At 33.1% G+C, this 15,500-nt stretch carries 14 protein-coding genes; 6 read left to right on the forward strand and 8 right to left on the reverse strand.

The genetic code is table 11. From position 1 onward, the window contains the following. Window positions 1-198 (forward strand): YegP family protein (locus AC13CQ_RS15865; protein ID WP_482882972.1); only part of this gene is annotated, 198 nt, incomplete at its 5' end. A 124-nt stretch (window positions 199-322) separates the two neighbouring features. On the opposite strand, the gene AC13CQ_RS15870 is transcribed toward AC13CQ_RS15865, so the two are convergent. Then, entirely contained in the window at window positions 323-439 is a 117-nt protein-coding gene (locus AC13CQ_RS15870; RefSeq protein ID WP_008615097.1) for a hypothetical protein, read from the reverse strand. Window positions 440-622: 183 nt separating this feature from the next. Next, window positions 623-1,804, reverse strand: a complete 1,182-nt coding sequence (locus AC13CQ_RS15875) for a YbfB/YjiJ family MFS transporter (RefSeq protein ID WP_008615098.1) — start codon at window positions 1,802-1,804, stop codon at window positions 623-625. A gap of 106 nt (window positions 1,805-1,910) precedes the next feature. Between AC13CQ_RS15875 and AC13CQ_RS15880 the strand changes: the two genes are divergently transcribed. Continuing rightward, window positions 1,911-2,777 carry a LysR family transcriptional regulator gene (locus tag AC13CQ_RS15880; protein ID WP_008615099.1) on the forward strand — a complete coding sequence of 289 codons (867 nt, stop codon included), beginning with the start codon at window positions 1,911-1,913 and terminating at the stop codon, window positions 2,775-2,777. Between the two features lie 127 nt (window positions 2,778-2,904). Here the strand turns inward: AC13CQ_RS15880 and AC13CQ_RS15885 are convergent, their stop codons facing one another. Continuing rightward, window positions 2,905-3,261: a winged helix-turn-helix transcriptional regulator gene (locus AC13CQ_RS15885; protein ID WP_008615102.1), complete on the reverse strand. Its 357-nt coding sequence runs from the start codon at window positions 3,259-3,261 to the stop codon at window positions 2,905-2,907. 103 nt (window positions 3,262-3,364) lie between these two features. Between AC13CQ_RS15885 and AC13CQ_RS15890 the strand changes: the two genes are divergently transcribed. The 4 genes from AC13CQ_RS15890 (at window position 3,365) to AC13CQ_RS15905 (ending at window position 7,108) form a co-directional block, all read left to right on the forward strand. After that, entirely contained in the window at window positions 3,365-4,111 is a 747-nt protein-coding gene (locus AC13CQ_RS15890) for an SDR family NAD(P)-dependent oxidoreductase (RefSeq protein ID WP_008615105.1), read from the forward strand. A gap of 486 nt (window positions 4,112-4,597) precedes the next feature. Next, on the forward strand, window positions 4,598-5,470 hold the full coding sequence (locus AC13CQ_RS15895; protein ID WP_008615106.1) for an HD domain-containing protein: 873 nt from the start codon (window positions 4,598-4,600) through the stop codon (window positions 5,468-5,470). Between the two features lie 259 nt (window positions 5,471-5,729). Then, complete coding sequence (locus AC13CQ_RS15900) at window positions 5,730-6,275, forward strand: TetR/AcrR family transcriptional regulator (protein WP_482882973.1); 546 nt, start codon at window positions 5,730-5,732, stop codon at window positions 6,273-6,275. 41 nt (window positions 6,276-6,316) lie between these two features. Beyond that, a complete protein-coding gene (locus AC13CQ_RS15905; RefSeq protein ID WP_008615108.1) occupies window positions 6,317-7,108 on the forward strand; it encodes an SDR family NAD(P)-dependent oxidoreductase in 792 nt (263 codons plus the stop codon). Window positions 7,109-7,504: 396 nt separating this feature from the next. Here the strand turns inward: AC13CQ_RS15905 and AC13CQ_RS15910 are convergent, their stop codons facing one another. The 5 genes from AC13CQ_RS15910 to AC13CQ_RS15930 form a co-directional block, all read right to left on the reverse strand. Further along, complete coding sequence (locus tag AC13CQ_RS15910; protein ID WP_040880157.1) at window positions 7,505-9,172, reverse strand: RagB/SusD family nutrient uptake outer membrane protein; 1,668 nt, start codon at window positions 9,170-9,172, stop codon at window positions 7,505-7,507. An 11-nt stretch (window positions 9,173-9,183) separates the two neighbouring features. After that, entirely contained in the window at window positions 9,184-12,564 is a 3,381-nt protein-coding gene (locus AC13CQ_RS15915; RefSeq protein ID WP_008615110.1) for a SusC/RagA family TonB-linked outer membrane protein, read from the reverse strand. 35 nt (window positions 12,565-12,599) lie between these two features. Continuing rightward, the gene (locus AC13CQ_RS15920) at window positions 12,600-13,202 is read right to left on the reverse strand and encodes an RNA polymerase sigma factor (RefSeq protein WP_008615111.1); all 603 of its coding nucleotides are present in this window, start codon (window positions 13,200-13,202) and stop codon (window positions 12,600-12,602) included. Continuing rightward, entirely contained in the window at window positions 13,192-14,154 is a 963-nt protein-coding gene (locus AC13CQ_RS15925; RefSeq protein WP_008615112.1) for a FecR family protein, read from the reverse strand. The genes AC13CQ_RS15920 and AC13CQ_RS15925 overlap by 11 nt, the downstream gene beginning before the upstream one ends. Window positions 14,155-14,447: 293 nt before the next feature. Continuing rightward, window positions 14,448-15,293 (reverse strand): MBL fold metallo-hydrolase, encoded by an 846-nt coding sequence (locus AC13CQ_RS15930; RefSeq protein ID WP_157136696.1) that lies wholly within the window; start codon window positions 15,291-15,293, stop codon window positions 14,448-14,450. Window positions 15,294-15,500: the final 207 nt, after the last annotated feature.

The raw sequence follows: 15,500 nt of genomic DNA on the forward strand, positions 1-15,500 counted from the left end.
AAAAATGCTCAAGATGATGCAATGTTTGAACGGAATACCGCCAAAGATGGAAGTCCGTTTTTTAATTTAAAATCGAGTAATGGTCAAGTAATTGGCACTAGTGAGATGTATTCGAGTACTTCGGCTATGGAAACTGGAATCACTTCTGTTAAATCAAATGCACCTGATACAGTAATAGTAGATAATTCTCAACTATAAACACATAAACGCTCTCTTTTGCTATTACTATAATAGCGATCATGATAAGGCAGACTAACACCAATTAGTCTGCCTTTTTGTTTACCTATTTTTTCCTTCTTCAACGGACACTTTTCTAAACTCTTTAAAAAGCTTTGTAAGCTCTAGTTCCAGCTGCTTTATTTCCACTTTCTAGTTGCGAGTTTGCATCTTTTTGAAATGATTCGAATTCGGCTTCGATCTTTGAAATTAAATCTTTCATGTTACTTTTTTTTAAATTGATGATGTAATATAAATAGAAAAATTATTTTTCATTTGAGGGCAAACTTTTTTCTATAGTATCACTATTACACCTTAAGTCCTAATGATATAGATTTGAACTTGTAATTATCTCATAGAAGAATTACGCCCAAGAATAAATGATGGTTTTATCACAATACTAGTGCTACTGCCGTACTGACTTGGAACTCCAATAATCCGCAATACTTCCAATAATTAATGAGATGGATCCAATTGTAAAAAGCATTGTATAAGACCCATACCTGGAGAAAAGGTAGGTTAATACATATGCAGTTAGGGCATGAGCTACAGAATAGGTTACTGTCATATAACTCCATACTTTTTTCTGGTGACTTTGTGAGACCAATTCTCCAGTTCTACCTGCGGCTAGAGAGCTTATTCCTAAAGCTAAACTACCCACAAAAACACTGGATGCAGCAAGGCTCCATATGGAGGTAGACATTAATGGTAAAATAACGCCAATAGCCTTGATCAGCAAACTTATCCTTATACTTTTTGCAAAACCAATTTTATCTGCGATGTACCCTGTTAATAAGGGTCCGAGCGCGGCAGCGATCCCTAAAAGCACCCACAATTGTGTCCCCTTCCCTATTCCTAATTTTAACCCTCTACTGATAAAATCTACCCAAAAGACCGTATGTGGAACAAACCCTACTGCATTAGAAGCATAAGAAACTATCAGTAAGATGATGGTTTTATTCCAAACCCTACTACCTGAACCATAAGTTAAGGATGTGATCTTATGCTTTTCATTACTTCCATTAGGCCACCCGTTCCAAGTAACCGATATCAAAACTATAGCTGTTATTACATAAGCAAACCATGTTATTGACAAGCCTTTATCTACAAGTAGCGGGATGATTGTTCCTGACAAGGCAATACCTATTCCAACTCCAGAGAAAACTAATCCTCCTACCAGTCCCTTTTTATCGTTTGATGTATATTTAAAAAGAGTGGGAGCTGTGAGAACCATTAAAACACCGCCAGTAATACCTGCAATAACTCTTAGTGTAAAGTACAAGAGAAATGAGAGTTGAAAAGAACATCCAAGAAATGTTATTGCTGTAAATAATAGCATTACCCGTATTAATGTAACCGAAGGAATATACCTATTCAATAGTGTTGCAATCATGGAACCTATAATATAGCCTGTTAAGTTAGCAGCTCCTAGGTAATCTGCCTGTGCAATGGTGAACCATTTTTGATTAATTATTTCGGGGATGAGCGGTGGATAGCCAAACCTACCAATACCTATCCCAACTAATAGCGCGGCTAGACCGGTAAAAGAATAACCAATAGGGTATTTCTTTTTCAATTCTTTATTCATAACAATTCATTTTAAACAATGCAAAACTATTTGTATTTTTACATATGTAAAAACGATATATAATGATATATATTTATCATTAAAAACGAATAATAATATTGATAAAATGAATATTAATGACTTAAAAATATTTATAGCAGTGGCAGAGTATGAAAGTATAACTAAATCCGCAGCCATAAATAATACTGTTCAATCTAACGTATCAGCGAGAATAAAATATTTAGAAGAACAATTGGGAGTGACACTCTTAACCAGAACAACTAGGGTAATAAAGTTGACAGAAGAAGGAATACAGTTCTTAAAAGCAGCTAAGGAAATTATAAATATTTTAAGTGATTATAAGAATTCAGTCAACAAAAATGGGGTGGTTACAGGGCAATTAAAAATTGGAGCCCTACAGTCTGTTGCAGCATTTAGAGCACCAGACATTCTTCAAAGATTTGTGTCTAAATATCCAGAGATGGATTTTATTCTGAAAACAGGAACAACGGATGAATTAATAAAGAAAGTGATTTCGTTCAAACTTGATGGTGCCTTTGTTGCAGGAAGGGTGAAGCATTCAGACCTAATAGTGAAACCTATTATTATGGAGAAGATGTGTATTGTCTCTACGCCATTATATGGCAGTATTGATCTTTTAAAAAAAAGTAATAAACCTATTAAATTAATTGTTTTCAGTAAAGGATGTTCCTACCGTAACCTTTTAGAAGAGTTACTTACTGAAATGGGTCTGATAAATTTAAAGATTATGGAGATGGATTCACTTGATAGCATTATTCGGTCAGTGGAAAATGGTTTAGGAATTACACTGCTTCCTGAGGAATTAATTAAGAAAAACTATGCTTATAGAAGTTTGGTTAAAATAAAGATACCGATAAAATATGCCCTATACCCTACTGTTTTTATAAGAATGAAGAACTCGCTTTCCAACAGAGGTTTGCAACTATTTGAGAATTCAATTGAAGACCAATAATTACAGTAGATTCTCAGTTTAAAGTTCAAGTGCTAGCTATACGCTGACCTGAATAAACTACCCTGCACTTAAAATGGAGGATGAGCTAAAAAAACAACATAGATAATTATAGTCTAGAGGAAAAAACTTAGCTACCAATTATTTTCCTTCTGTGCCTTTTTCCCCATTCTGTCAAATTATCTATAATTGTTCGTAATGTTTTTCCGTGCTCGGTAAGTTGGTAATGAATAGTTACAGGATGTGTATCTATAACTGTACGCGTGATTAACTGATTGATTTCAAGCTCCTTTAACTCTTTACTTAACATTTTATTGGATATGCCATGTACATCGTTTAGAATATCTGAGAATCTTCTTTTATTGTAAAAACAAATAGATGATAGGATCGTTATTTTCCACTTTCCCCGTAGCACATCCATAGTGTCTTGAACGGCCATCATTTCTTTTTTATGTTGATCTGGTTTGAATTCTTCGCACTCCATCATAAGTTACTTTGTTACTTTAAGGTTACTGTTACTTTTTGTTACTTAATAACAAAAATAAATAAAACTGTTCTAAGTTTGTATCCAAACTATAAATAATTATAAAATGAATTTCGAAAATAAAAATGTAGTAATTACTGGTGGAAGTACAGGTATAGGGTTTGCAACGGCAAAAGCCTTTATAGAAAAAGGTGCAAATGTATGGATCACAGGAAGAAGTGCAGAAAATCTTCAAAAAGCAGCTGCAAAAATAAACAGCCAACGATTGAATACAGTAGTTTCAGATACTTCAAATTTAACCGGGATTACAGTATTAGAAAAAGCAGTTTCAGAAAGTGGAATTAAAATAGACGTTCTTTTCATAAACGCGGGAACAGCTGTATTCGACTCCATTGAACAAGTAACAGAAGAAGATTTTGATGCCCAATTCAACACCAATGTAAAAGGAAGTTTCTTTACATTGCAAAAATTACTTCCTCACATTAAAGACGGAGGAGCTATATTATTTACATCATCAACCGTAGCAACAGCAGCCAATTTGGGATCAAGTGTCTATGCTGCCACTAAAGGGGCACTTAATAAGATTGCCCAAATTGCAGCAAACGAGTTGGCTGACAGAAAGATTAGGGTAAATATTGTGAGTCCTGGCCCTGTTCAAACAGAAGGTCTTGACAGTGTAGTTCCTACTAAAGAAGCAAAAGGCCATTTGGCTTCGGCAACAGCTCTACAAAGACTAGGGAATCCTCATGAAATTGCAAAGGCGGTATTGTTCTTAGCTTCAGATGAGGCAAGTTTTATCTTGGGAACAGAATTATTGGTTGATGGTGGCTACACCACCTTCGCAAAAAAATAAAGTAATGAATTTGCACAGGCATTAATTGTACTAATTTTTGCCTGTGTATTTTAATTAATAGTGGAATGGTCGGAACAAACTGTCATAAATCAAACTAATAAATTACCATTGGAATATAAATCGTTTTTAATTAAACTGATAATATAAAATCATAGTAGTAGACAGAAAATGGTCTTCTCTATTGCATATGATAAAACTAAGTAACGTAAGCACCTCATTCTCCTAAATTCCGAGAAAAGTTACATTTTCAGACGGTAGCGCTTCCGTAAATAAGTCTTGGACACCATCCCAAATTTCTCCTTTCCATTGCGTAAACTTTTCCTACTAAACTGGAGAAGAACACTTTGTCATTGCTCCAGAATTGTTTATTCAGTCTGCCCTACGAGTCTACTAAGAATGAAAAATGTTATGTCATCCCTAATAAATGACAGGGATAATATTATTTTTATATTTTATACAACAAATTACCTGAAAGCTAAAATATAAATGAAATACATAGATAAAATTTACGGAGAATTTGAAATCACAGGAGTAATTGAAGAATTGATTAATACAAGAGTATTTCAAAGATTAAAGGGAATCCATCAAGGAGGAGCAATTTTTTTAGTCAATCCGGAAATAAACCATACGAGATTTGAACATTCAATCGGAGTGATGTTACTCATAAAAAAATTAAGGGGCAGTAGTGAAGAGCAAATAGCTGGATTAATTCACGATATTTCGCATACAGCATTCTCTCATTTAATAGATTACGTATTGGAAATCGAAGAAGAAGATTATCACGAAAAAAGGTTTGAAGAAGTCTTAAGAGATAACGAACTAAACGCTGTTCTCAAAAAATATCAACTAGATATTAATAAATTCATTGAAATTGAAAACTATCAGATTTTAGAATATCCCCTACCCAATTTATCAGCCGATAGAATAGATTATACTTTAAGAGACTTATTTCAAATTGGAAAGATTACGAGGAAAGAAATTTTATGGTTTCTAAGTGGGCTGAAAATAGTTGATAATAGAATTGTCTTGATTTCTGAAGAGCACGCAAAGTGGTTTCAATCAAAATATGAATTTTTAGTAGCTGAATATTTTGGGGGGAAACAAAACAAAGGGGTGAATATCTTAATGAAGAAGATTGTAAAAGATTGTCTAACAAAAGGAATTATTCAAGAGGAGGATTTTTACCAAGACGATTTCTATTTAATAGACAAAATAAACCGCTCCGTTAATCTAAAAAAAATGATAAGCGAAATCAATAGTTTGAAGATAGAAAACGAAAAAATAACACAAAAGAAAAGAAAGATTGACCCTGAAATACTTGTTGATAATCGAGTCTTAAAATTATCCGAAATAAGTTAAAAAGCCAGCAGGTAACATTGCTTATAGCAAATGCTGGAAAAGTGCTCGAAATTTATGAAATTATCACTAAACAAATTTACGTCAGACAAACAAGAAAGCGACTTCAAAATTCCGAACTTGCCATAACCAGCGCCCTTAACGGTAATATTGACCCAAATAATAGCTGAAATCATTGGTTTCAGTTTTATTTTTTCTATTTTTGTATCGAATATTACAAAAATAAATGAAAGGAAGGCCAATAGTCTTTAAAGACAAGGAAATGGTGCTCAAAGCACAAGAACTATTTTGGGAAAAAGGATATAACGCCACGTCCTTGTCGGATCTAAGTACTGCGACAGGTGCAGGTGCAGGTAGTTTATACAACACCTTTAAAGGAGGAAAAAAAGAGCTTTTCAAAAAATCGCTTCAACAACGCAAAGAAGATTTAGAAGGTTTCAAAATCAAACTAGCCAATAGCGACACTCCTATTGAATTAATTAAATCGTTTTTCATAAGTGTGGCCACTGCATCAAAAAAATCTCACTTGAAAGGATGTATTGTTGCAAATACAATAGTTGAGATGACTTTTATAGATGAAGAACTAGAAAATGAAGCAATAGAAATTTTAAAAGAAACTGAAAAACTTTACACCACAACTATTCTTGCAGCACAGAAAAAGGGAAACATCAAATCAAAAATACCAGCACCTACTTTAGGAAAGCATTTAATTACCCTTTGGTGTGGAATTAATACATTACGAAGAATTTATCCGGATAAAGAAATTTTAAAACAACAAATTGAATTACAACTACAGCTAATCAATTAAAAAAATTTAATTATTTATTTAATAATCATTACAAAAATAAAATGGATTTAAAATTAAAAGGAAAAAGAGCATTTATTAGTGGCTCAACACAAGGCATTGGTTTTGCTATTGCACAACAATTATTAGAAGAGGGAGCTTCTGTGACAATTAATGGACGACAAAAATCAAAGACAGAACAGGCGAAAGAAAAACTACAAAAACAATTTCCTAATACTCAGGTTTCGGCAATTTCAGCAGATTTTTCAAAGAAAGAAGAAGTTGAAAACTTACTTAATCAATTAACTGATATAGCTATTTTGATAAACAATGTCGGAATCTTTGAAATTGAAGAATTTAAAAACATAAACGATCAAGATTGGTACAGATATTTTGAGATAAACGTAATGAGTGCTGTTCGTTTATCTCGAAAATTATTACCGCAAATGCAAAACAATAATTGGGGACGAATCATTTTTATCAGTAGCGAATCAGGTGTAAATGTTCCTGAAAATATGATCCATTATGGAATGTCAAAAGCGGCTATGGCTGCCATTGCAAATGGACTTTCTAAATTAACAAAAGGAACGGAGATTACGGTCAATACTATTTTGGGAGGACCAACCTATTCCGATGGCGTTGCAGCAACAGTAGCGCAAATTGCAGAAACACAAAACCTAGAATTAGAACAAATGAAAAATGCAATTGTACAACAGACCAATCCACACATTTTATTGCAGCGATTCATTGATCCAAGCGAAATAGCAAGTTTAGTAGCTTATTTAGCAAGCCCTCTATCCATTGCTACAAATGGAGCTTCTTTAAGAGCAGATTCAGGAGTATTGAAAACCATTTAAAAAGCAATAACAAACATTCAAAACGAAGTTCAGGTAAAAACTAATAGAATTTCCAAAACGTAGGCATCCTTAAAACAGTTCCAATTGATTGCTTTGTTTTGCTTTCAGTTTAAAACTCCCGTGCTAGCTATACGCTAACCTGAATGAAATTTATTAAAGATAGTTATTCTTGTAACAAGTTAAAATTAATCCTAGTTACAAAAGATATTGAACATTACATCTACAATATTTGATTTAGAAGGTAGTTAAAATACCGAAAATATGGCTATCAGTACCTCAAAGATTAGCTCCAGGTTTGTTTTTGATAATTATTTCTTTATTGATAAAGCAGCAAATTTCTACATAGATAAAGTAAAATTGCAGGAGTGTTACCACCCCTGCAATAATTAAATCAAACTAATACCCATTATTTTGGGTTACTAAACCAGCATCTACTCCATCAATATATGCTTGTGGAATTGGCCAATATTCATTTTTCCCTTCTATAAAACTGGCGTTAGATAGATGGGTTCTTCTAGTTTTCTCTACTTCAAGATATTTAGAGATAATCTCATCTGCCTTTTTCCATCTAACTAAGTTAAAAAAGCGATGTCCTTCAAGGGCTAATTCTAATCTAGATTCCATACGAACTGCTTCTCTGGCTTGCTCCTGGTTACTCCATACGGAATTATACAACTCAATACTATAATTGGCAGCATTGGCACTCCCATCTAGGGTTTTAACATATGCAGTATTCTTTGCACGATTTCTTATCTGATTGATTAATGTACGTGCTACTTCTAACTGACCAATCTCAACCGCAGCTTCTGCTCTCCATAATAAAACTTCCCCATACCTTAGGATGTAATAATTTAAAGCACTAACATAAGGCCATACTTCTAAATGAAATGATGAATTGGCTGAAACAATTCTTTTCTTCGGACTAAACTCTCCATAAGTAGCCAAATCTCTTGCCCAATTAGCTTCGTATAAAACACCTAAATCTTTATAAGGAACTCCTGGTCTACCTATAGTAATATCTATTCTTGGATCTACAAGATCGGTTTCTTTTAGATTTTCATTACTGTTGGCAGGAAGTCCATTTGCTGTTACCTTATAGGCATTAACCAGATTTTGTGAAGGTCTGTGAAAACCATACTGTGAATAAAAAGGCCCTCCGGGAGCTAACAATCGATCACCAATACTTCCATTATAATTACTTGGTTGCCCATCATTTATAGAATGTTGCACTGCAAAAATTATTTCCTTATTGTTATCGTTCTCAGGTAAAAATAGTTCTTGAAAATCATCCATCAACCCGTAATTACTATTAACAACTTCCGTGGTGGCATCAAATGCCATTTGCCACTTTTCTTGAAATAGATATGTTTTAGCTAAATATGCTTTCGCTGCAATTTTAGTAGGTCGCCCTGCATCTTCTTGAGTAACAGGTAACACATTGTACGCCGCCTGAAAATCAGCTTCTATTTTCCCCCATAACTCTTCAGAGGTAAATTCTGTGTTTGATTTCGCATAATCATTTACGGTTTCAGCAGTTTCATCAATATAGGGAATATGATTATATATTTTTTTCAACTCAAAATAAAAATGTCCCCGTAAGAATTGCAATTCAGCTTTTCTTTGTGCTTTTAAGTTTGTATCAAAATTTTCAGAAGCAGCCAGCAAACGCATTGCTTCATTAACTCTTTTAACACCTTCGTATAATGCCATCCATTTACGTTCTACATCAATAGTGGTAGGTAAGGTGTTAAATATTTCCATTTGGTGAATATTATTTTGATCCCCGGTTCCACCACCTCCCTTGTAGGCATCATCCGATACCACATCACCAAAGCTCCAATTAGACGCTGGAGAATTATAGGCATTACTTGCTCCATCAAATTGCCCATTTAGAACGCTATATGCTGAAATAATTGCGCGTTCAACATTTGCTGGCTTAGTCATTTCATCTGGAGAAACCTCCCCGTAAGTTACTTCTTCTAAATAATCATTCGAACAAGAAGTACTACTTATTACGATTGTTGAAACAACCATAATTTTTGCTATATATGCTTTAAATTTCATCATTATTTTTTTTAAAATTTCAGGTTAAATCCAAATACAAAAGTTCTGGATGGTGGGTAGATACCACGATCCACACCAATATCTAAATTCCTACTACTACTTGAATAGTTTTGAAGTCCTATCTCTGGAGTCATTCCACTATAATCGGTAATGGTAAAGACATTACTAGCTTGTGCATAAACCCTTAGATTTAAATCTCCTAATACGGATGCTGGAATGGTATAACCAACTTGCAAGTTATTGAGTTTTAAATAAGACCCATCTTCAACATAATATGAAGAAGGACGTATATTATTATTTGGATCATCAAGGCTAAGTCTTGGAATGTCAGCATCAGGATTAGCTGGTGTCCATGCACCAAGTAACGAAGAATCTTTGTTATAGGCAGATTGATTAAAAAATTGTGTTTTGTATTTGGTAAGATTGTAAAGGTCATTCCCAATACTTGCATTAAAGAACATGCCTAAGTCAAAATTTTTATAATTAAGATTCACATTAAAACCAATAACTACATCTGGGTGTGGAGAACCAATAAAAGTTCTGTCTTTATCATCAATGACACCGTCATTATTTACATCTTCAAACTTAATATCTCCAGGTTGTGCATCAGGCTGTAAACCGTATGCATCTACTTCTTGTTGGCTTCTAAATAAACCTGCTGCCTGATAACCAAAAAAAGATGCTATTGGCTCCCCCACTGTACTTCTTGAAATTTCCTGATCAAAGTTTACACTGTGTAATGAAGAACTTGGAATTCCTAAATAAGCTACGCTATAAAGTTCCTTTAATTCATTCTTATAACCTGTTACATTTAAACCTAAGTCATAACCAAAGTCTCCTTTTTGGTCTCTAAATTTAAAATTAAGTTCATACCCTTTATTCTCCATACTCCCATCATTAATCCACTGTCCATCATTTGTTCCTCCAAAGGTTAATGGCACTGCATTGTATACTAAAATGTCGTCTGTTACCTTTTTATAAACTTCTGCAGTTATACTCAATTTATTATTGAAAAAACCTAAATCTACTCCCAGGGAAGTCTGCGTAGTAGTTTCCCATTGAAGATCTGCATTAGGAACTCTTGTTTGTGCCAGCCCAGTTGACACAGAATTCTGTCCACCATCGATAGCATAGTCACTATAATTGTTATTATTGCTATAGCTATCCACTGTAGAGTAAGAAGGTACTTGTTGATTCCCTGTTTGTCCCCAACTTGCACGAATCATCATATTTGTAAATCCATTTCCAAAATCGAAGAAATTTTCTTTATCTACTCTCCAGCCTGCAGAGAATGCAGGAAAAGTTCCCCAATTATTATTTGCTAAACGGGAGGTTCCGTCTCTTCTAACTGTAGCGGTGAGAAGGTATTTTTCATCAAAATTATAATTTACTCGTCCGAAATACGAATTAAGTTTCCATTCACCTGCATTACCAGCATTTAACTGATTTTCAGTACCAAAACTCAAATACCTAAAATTTAAATCTTCATACAGAAAATTCTGTCTTGAGGCAGAGAAGTTTTCATTATAATACTCAATTGCTTCTTGACCTAACAATACATCCAGATTATGGTTTCCAAAGGACTTGGCATAATTTAATGTGTTCGTGAAAGTGAATTGATAATTATAACTATTCTGAGTACTTAAACTATTAATGGTATTTTGAGATAGAATTTCATCATAAACTGGCGAAAAACCGCGGTAATTAAAATTATTATAGTCCAAACCAAAGGATGATTTAAAGGTGAAATCTCCAAAATTAAGTGCAGCAAAAGCATTTCCAAAAGCGCGAACATTTTTACGCTTGTTATCCTTAGCACGATATAAATTCCCTAATGGGTTTCCCACATCATTTATTGGATTTCCTCCAAACTCCCCATTTAAGTCTTTTACAGGAACAATTGATGGAAATTGAAAAGAATCATAAATAATACTTCCCAAAGAGCTATTCGTTCCAACAGACACTTCTTCTGTATAAGACCCTGTGAAATTTTCTCCTATGGTGAGCCAATCTGTTACCTTATAATTTGAATTAAAACGAGCTGAATATCTTGAAAAACCAGTATGTTTAACAACACCTTCTTGATCATAGTATCCAAGAGAAAATGAATGTTGTCCTTTTTCTGATCCCTTTTGAATTGAGACATTGTAGTTTTGAATAAATGCTGGCTGCATAATTTCAGCTACCCAATCCACATCACTGCTAGGTAATGTTTGTTCTGTATTAAGCCATTCAGGGATTTGCGCTTGATTAGGATTGTTTCCATAAATATCATGCGCTGGAGTTTGCCCGTCATTTTTATATGCCTGCCATAACAAATCTCCATATTGCTGCGCATTCAACATTCTAGGTAAGTTAATAGCTGTTTGAAGCCCAGCATACCCATCAAAATTTACAACAAAAGAATCTTTTCTCGCTCCTTTTTTAGTAGTAATAACCACTACTCCATTTGCTGCTCTAGAACCATAAATAGAAGAAGAAGCTGCATCTTTAAGCACCTGTATGCTCTCAATATCCTGTGGATTAATACTACTCAACCCATTTGAAGTAGGCACCCCATCTATAACCACAAGAGGATCATTATTATTAATGGTACTAAAACCTCTTACACGAATGGATGTTCCTCCCCCTGGGCGGTTATCGCTCATTACTTGTACTCCAGGCATTCTCCCTTGAAGCATTTCTGCAACATTCGCCTTTGGTAACGACTTTATTTCTTCTGGATCTACTGTTGAAATAGCAGCTGTAATATTTTCACGCTTTTCCGTTCCATATCCTACGACTACAATTTGTTCCAACATATTAGTGTCTTCTTCTAAAGAAATTGAAATTTCTGTTTTTCCGACAATGTCTATGTCAGCTCTTTTAAAGCCCATAAAAGTCACGCTTATCGTTTCGGTATCTATAGGGACATTTAACACGAAGTTTCCATCAAAATCTGTTGGAGTACCTATATTGGTCCCAGCTACAAAAACATTAGCTCCTGGAACTGGTGTCCCACTATTGTCTCTTATCGTTCCACTAATTTTACGTTGTTGCTGGGTGCTATTGGTATTTACTATTTCTTTAACCAATATCCCATCTCCTGCTATTTTGAATTCTAAGCTTGTGAGTTTCTCAAGTTCAGTAAGGGTTTCTTTTATATTAGCATTATTTATATTTATACTGATATTTTCTTTAAGAAAATGCTGGTCTGATCTGTAAATAAATCGTCTTTTAGACTGTGCTTCAATCAGTTCAAATACTCTTTCAATAGAAGAGTTTTTAAGGTTTAAATTAATTTTTTCAGAGATTTCAATCTTATTGAAAGTATTCTGATTATTATTCCCTGCCTTAACTCCATACATTATGGAAAGTACCAACAAAGAGAAAAGTAAAATTTTGTTTTTCATTATTTTAGATTGATAATTTGTAGTTTTAACGGAAGTTATTTTCTGTTTTTCTTACGCAATACTTCTAGTTCTAAGCGAATATGTTTCATTGCTAAAGCAATATGATTTTCCACTGTACGAGGAGACAGGTCTAATATTTCTGAAATATCCTTATATTTAAATCCATCTATCCTACTTAACTCGAAAACTCTTCGAGATTTTTGTGGTATCCTCCCTAAAATAGACTGGATTAATTGTGTGTTAATTTCTTCTTGTTCCTGATCTATCATTTCATCCTCTATACTTGGGGAAAATGGAACATCTTGACTGTAACTTCCATCTAGTGAGTAGTGCAATTGGCTAATTTTGGTTTTCTTTAAAAGACTGTGTTTTGCTATTACATATATATAAGATTTTGGTTTTTCAATTTTTTTTAGTTGTTTCCGTTTATTCCATAGTAGAATAAAAACATCCGATATTTTCTCTTCAACAATGGCTATATTACTCTCATAGCTTAATCCAAAACGGCAGAGATCATCATAATATTTATCGAATATAACCTCTAAGGAAGCATACTCTCCTTTAGAAATTTTACAAAAATGTTCACGATCATGAGTTTGATTATCTATGGCTACTCCTTTACTATATCTAATTTTCATCGGAAGCTTGTATTGAGAATGTTTTAGCAGTATGCTTAATTACTTTTACATTTGTTATAAATTCTAATGAAGCTATAAAATCTTCTAAACTTTGATCCTTAAAGGCACCTGTTATTCTTTGTGTTTTTAATCGATCCTCATCAATAGAAAAATGAACTCCATAGAATTCATTTATTTTATGAATTGCTTCTGAAAAGGGAAGATTATCTAAAAGCAATGTATTTTCCTTCCAAGCTAAGAACTTCTGTGGTTTAAAATTTCTTTTTATAACCTCATTGGAAGATACATTCCAGATTAATTGTTCTTCGGGCAGCAAGTTGACCCTATCTTTAGTCCGCTTGAGTAATACATTTACTTTGCCAGTTTCTAAGGAAATTGTTTGCTTTTCAGCAGAAGCCAACACACCAAAACTAGTACCTACAACCTCTACATCAACTTCAGCAGTGTGTACGATGAACGGATTATTCTTATCTTTGGTGACCTCAAAAAAGGCCTCCCCATTCAAAAAAACCGATCTAGGATTTGAAAATTTCTGATTGTACTTTAAGGTAGCACCCGCATTTAAAATAACGCTGCTACTATCTGGTAAATAAAAGTGTAAGCGTTCTCCTTTATCTGCTATTTTTACGTTGGTATACTTAATAGTATCTGAAAATAATAGAGCTGAAACCCCCGATAGCATTAGAAAAATAAATAGAATAACAAGGATGATGTTTCGTTTAACAAATACCTTCTCACGAATCTTTCCTTGAATTTTTTGCTGACTAATTTCTGGATGTAACTCTAAGCTTTTATTAGGATAAAACATCCAAATTTTTTTATAATAACTATATAATGATTTCAATTCATCATCAATGGATAGTTCGATTTCAAAGACAGAACGGTCTTCTTTAGACATTTCATTGGCTAAGTACCGAATACACTTTTTATCTTTTTCCGTTAGGTTTTCCATTTACCTTCATGCGTTTATTATAAAGAGCTTGAAAGATGAAAAAACCCCTAGCTTCGAATATCAACAAAAGGTAAAATCAGAAAGTTTCTAATTAACATTTAGTTAACATCAACTAGGAGTGCAAAACAAGTATGCTTTTTATCAGAGGAATTTTAATTCATAAAAGAAAAAAACAAGGAAAATTAAAATGACATTAGAAGCATTCATTGACTACTCATAAAGTTTGAAGATGGTACAAAAAAACATATATCGGTAACTCACAAAAAATATTAATAGTTACACTGTTTAAAATTTCAATCAATTCTAACAATATGATTACTTATTTTAGGAAATTTAGAAAAAAATAAATCATCATGCCCTGGTATAATAAATAAAATATCTTTTACAAATGTTTTCATTCTTTCCATTTCTTTCACGTATGCAATGATGTCAAAGGTAGCATGGTTAGGTGCAGACATAAGATTATTTAAATTATAGTAAGTAAACACATTGTCTGAAGCAATTATTATATTATTCTTATCATTTTCCACCATCACATATTGTGATTCAAATGTATGCCTGGATCCAGTAAAAACTTTAATATTTGGAAGGATAACCTTATCATCTCCATCTATAAAAAATAATTTACCTTCAATATTTAACTTCATAAGTTTTAGAACATCTTCCTTATTAAAGCCTCCTCTGCCATTTTTTTGCCAAGCATCTGTTACAAAGTAATAATAATCCTTTTTTTGAATCCAAACATTTGCATTAGGATATAGGCTAACTCCTCCTACATGGCCCCAATGAGGATGCGTTACAATAATATCTGTAATATCTGATGCTTTTAAACCTAACTCTTGAAGCATTAAATCTGGGCGAACATAATTTATAATACCAAATGTTTTTACTTGTTCAATATCTCCCAAAAACCCAGTATCCACTATTATGTTTTTTCCATTATTACCTTTAAGTAGCCAATACATAAAAATTGGTTTCAATTGTTCAGACGCTGGAGCGTTTAAAACCATTCCGGATAATGGTTGTGTGGAACCTACTTCTGCAAATTTTATAGCGTATATTTCATAATTAGCATTCTTTGATAAAACAGTATTAATATTAATAAAACTAACTAAAATAGTAAAGAGTATTTGTATCATTTTTTTTAATTCTAAAGAGCTAGAAATCATACTTTTTTTTTATAGCAATAAATGAATTAAAACTTCTATTTGTTGTATGATGTAGTTCAAAGGTTCATGATTTTATATTAAAGAGTAGAAAATGTTTTATCCATGACTCATGATTAATTTGCCCAAGTTTAATTCTTGAATTATCTATTTGAATATGTCAAATATTAAAATCCTTTA

It is taken from the genome of Galbibacter sp. L-19 (assembly GCF_056857615.1).

What these genes read in the sequence shown, in the direction of transcription:
- AC13CQ_RS15900 (WP_482882973.1), top strand. Translation starts at nt 5,730, where the DNA reads ATGGTGCTCAAAGCACAAGAACTATTTTGGGAAAAAGGATATAACGCC.
- AC13CQ_RS15910 (WP_040880157.1), bottom strand. Translation starts at nt 9,172, where the DNA reads ATGAAATTTAAAGCATATATAGCAAAAATTATGGTTGTTTCAACAATC.
- AC13CQ_RS15925 (WP_008615112.1), bottom strand. Translation starts at nt 14,154, where the DNA reads ATGGAAAACCTAACGGAAAAAGATAAAAAGTGTATTCGGTACTTAGCC.
- AC13CQ_RS15885 (WP_008615102.1), bottom strand. Translation starts at nt 3,261, where the DNA reads ATGATGGAGTGCGAAGAATTCAAACCAGATCAACATAAAAAAGAAATG.
- AC13CQ_RS15880 (WP_008615099.1), top strand. Translation starts at nt 1,911, where the DNA reads ATGAATATTAATGACTTAAAAATATTTATAGCAGTGGCAGAGTATGAA.
- AC13CQ_RS15920 (WP_008615111.1), bottom strand. Translation starts at nt 13,202, where the DNA reads ATGAAAATTAGATATAGTAAAGGAGTAGCCATAGATAATCAAACTCAT.
- AC13CQ_RS15930 (WP_157136696.1), bottom strand. Translation starts at nt 15,293, where the DNA reads ATGATACAAATACTCTTTACTATTTTAGTTAGTTTTATTAATATTAAT.
- AC13CQ_RS15875 (WP_008615098.1), bottom strand. Translation starts at nt 1,804, where the DNA reads ATGAATAAAGAATTGAAAAAGAAATACCCTATTGGTTATTCTTTTACC.
- AC13CQ_RS15895 (WP_008615106.1), top strand. Translation starts at nt 4,598, where the DNA reads ATGAAATACATAGATAAAATTTACGGAGAATTTGAAATCACAGGAGTA.
- AC13CQ_RS15905 (WP_008615108.1), top strand. Translation starts at nt 6,317, where the DNA reads ATGGATTTAAAATTAAAAGGAAAAAGAGCATTTATTAGTGGCTCAACA.
- AC13CQ_RS15915 (WP_008615110.1), bottom strand. Translation starts at nt 12,564, where the DNA reads ATGAAAAACAAAATTTTACTTTTCTCTTTGTTGGTACTTTCCATAATG.
- AC13CQ_RS15890 (WP_008615105.1), top strand. Translation starts at nt 3,365, where the DNA reads ATGAATTTCGAAAATAAAAATGTAGTAATTACTGGTGGAAGTACAGGT.
- AC13CQ_RS15870 (WP_008615097.1), bottom strand. Translation starts at nt 439, where the DNA reads ATGAAAGATTTAATTTCAAAGATCGAAGCCGAATTCGAATCATTTCAA.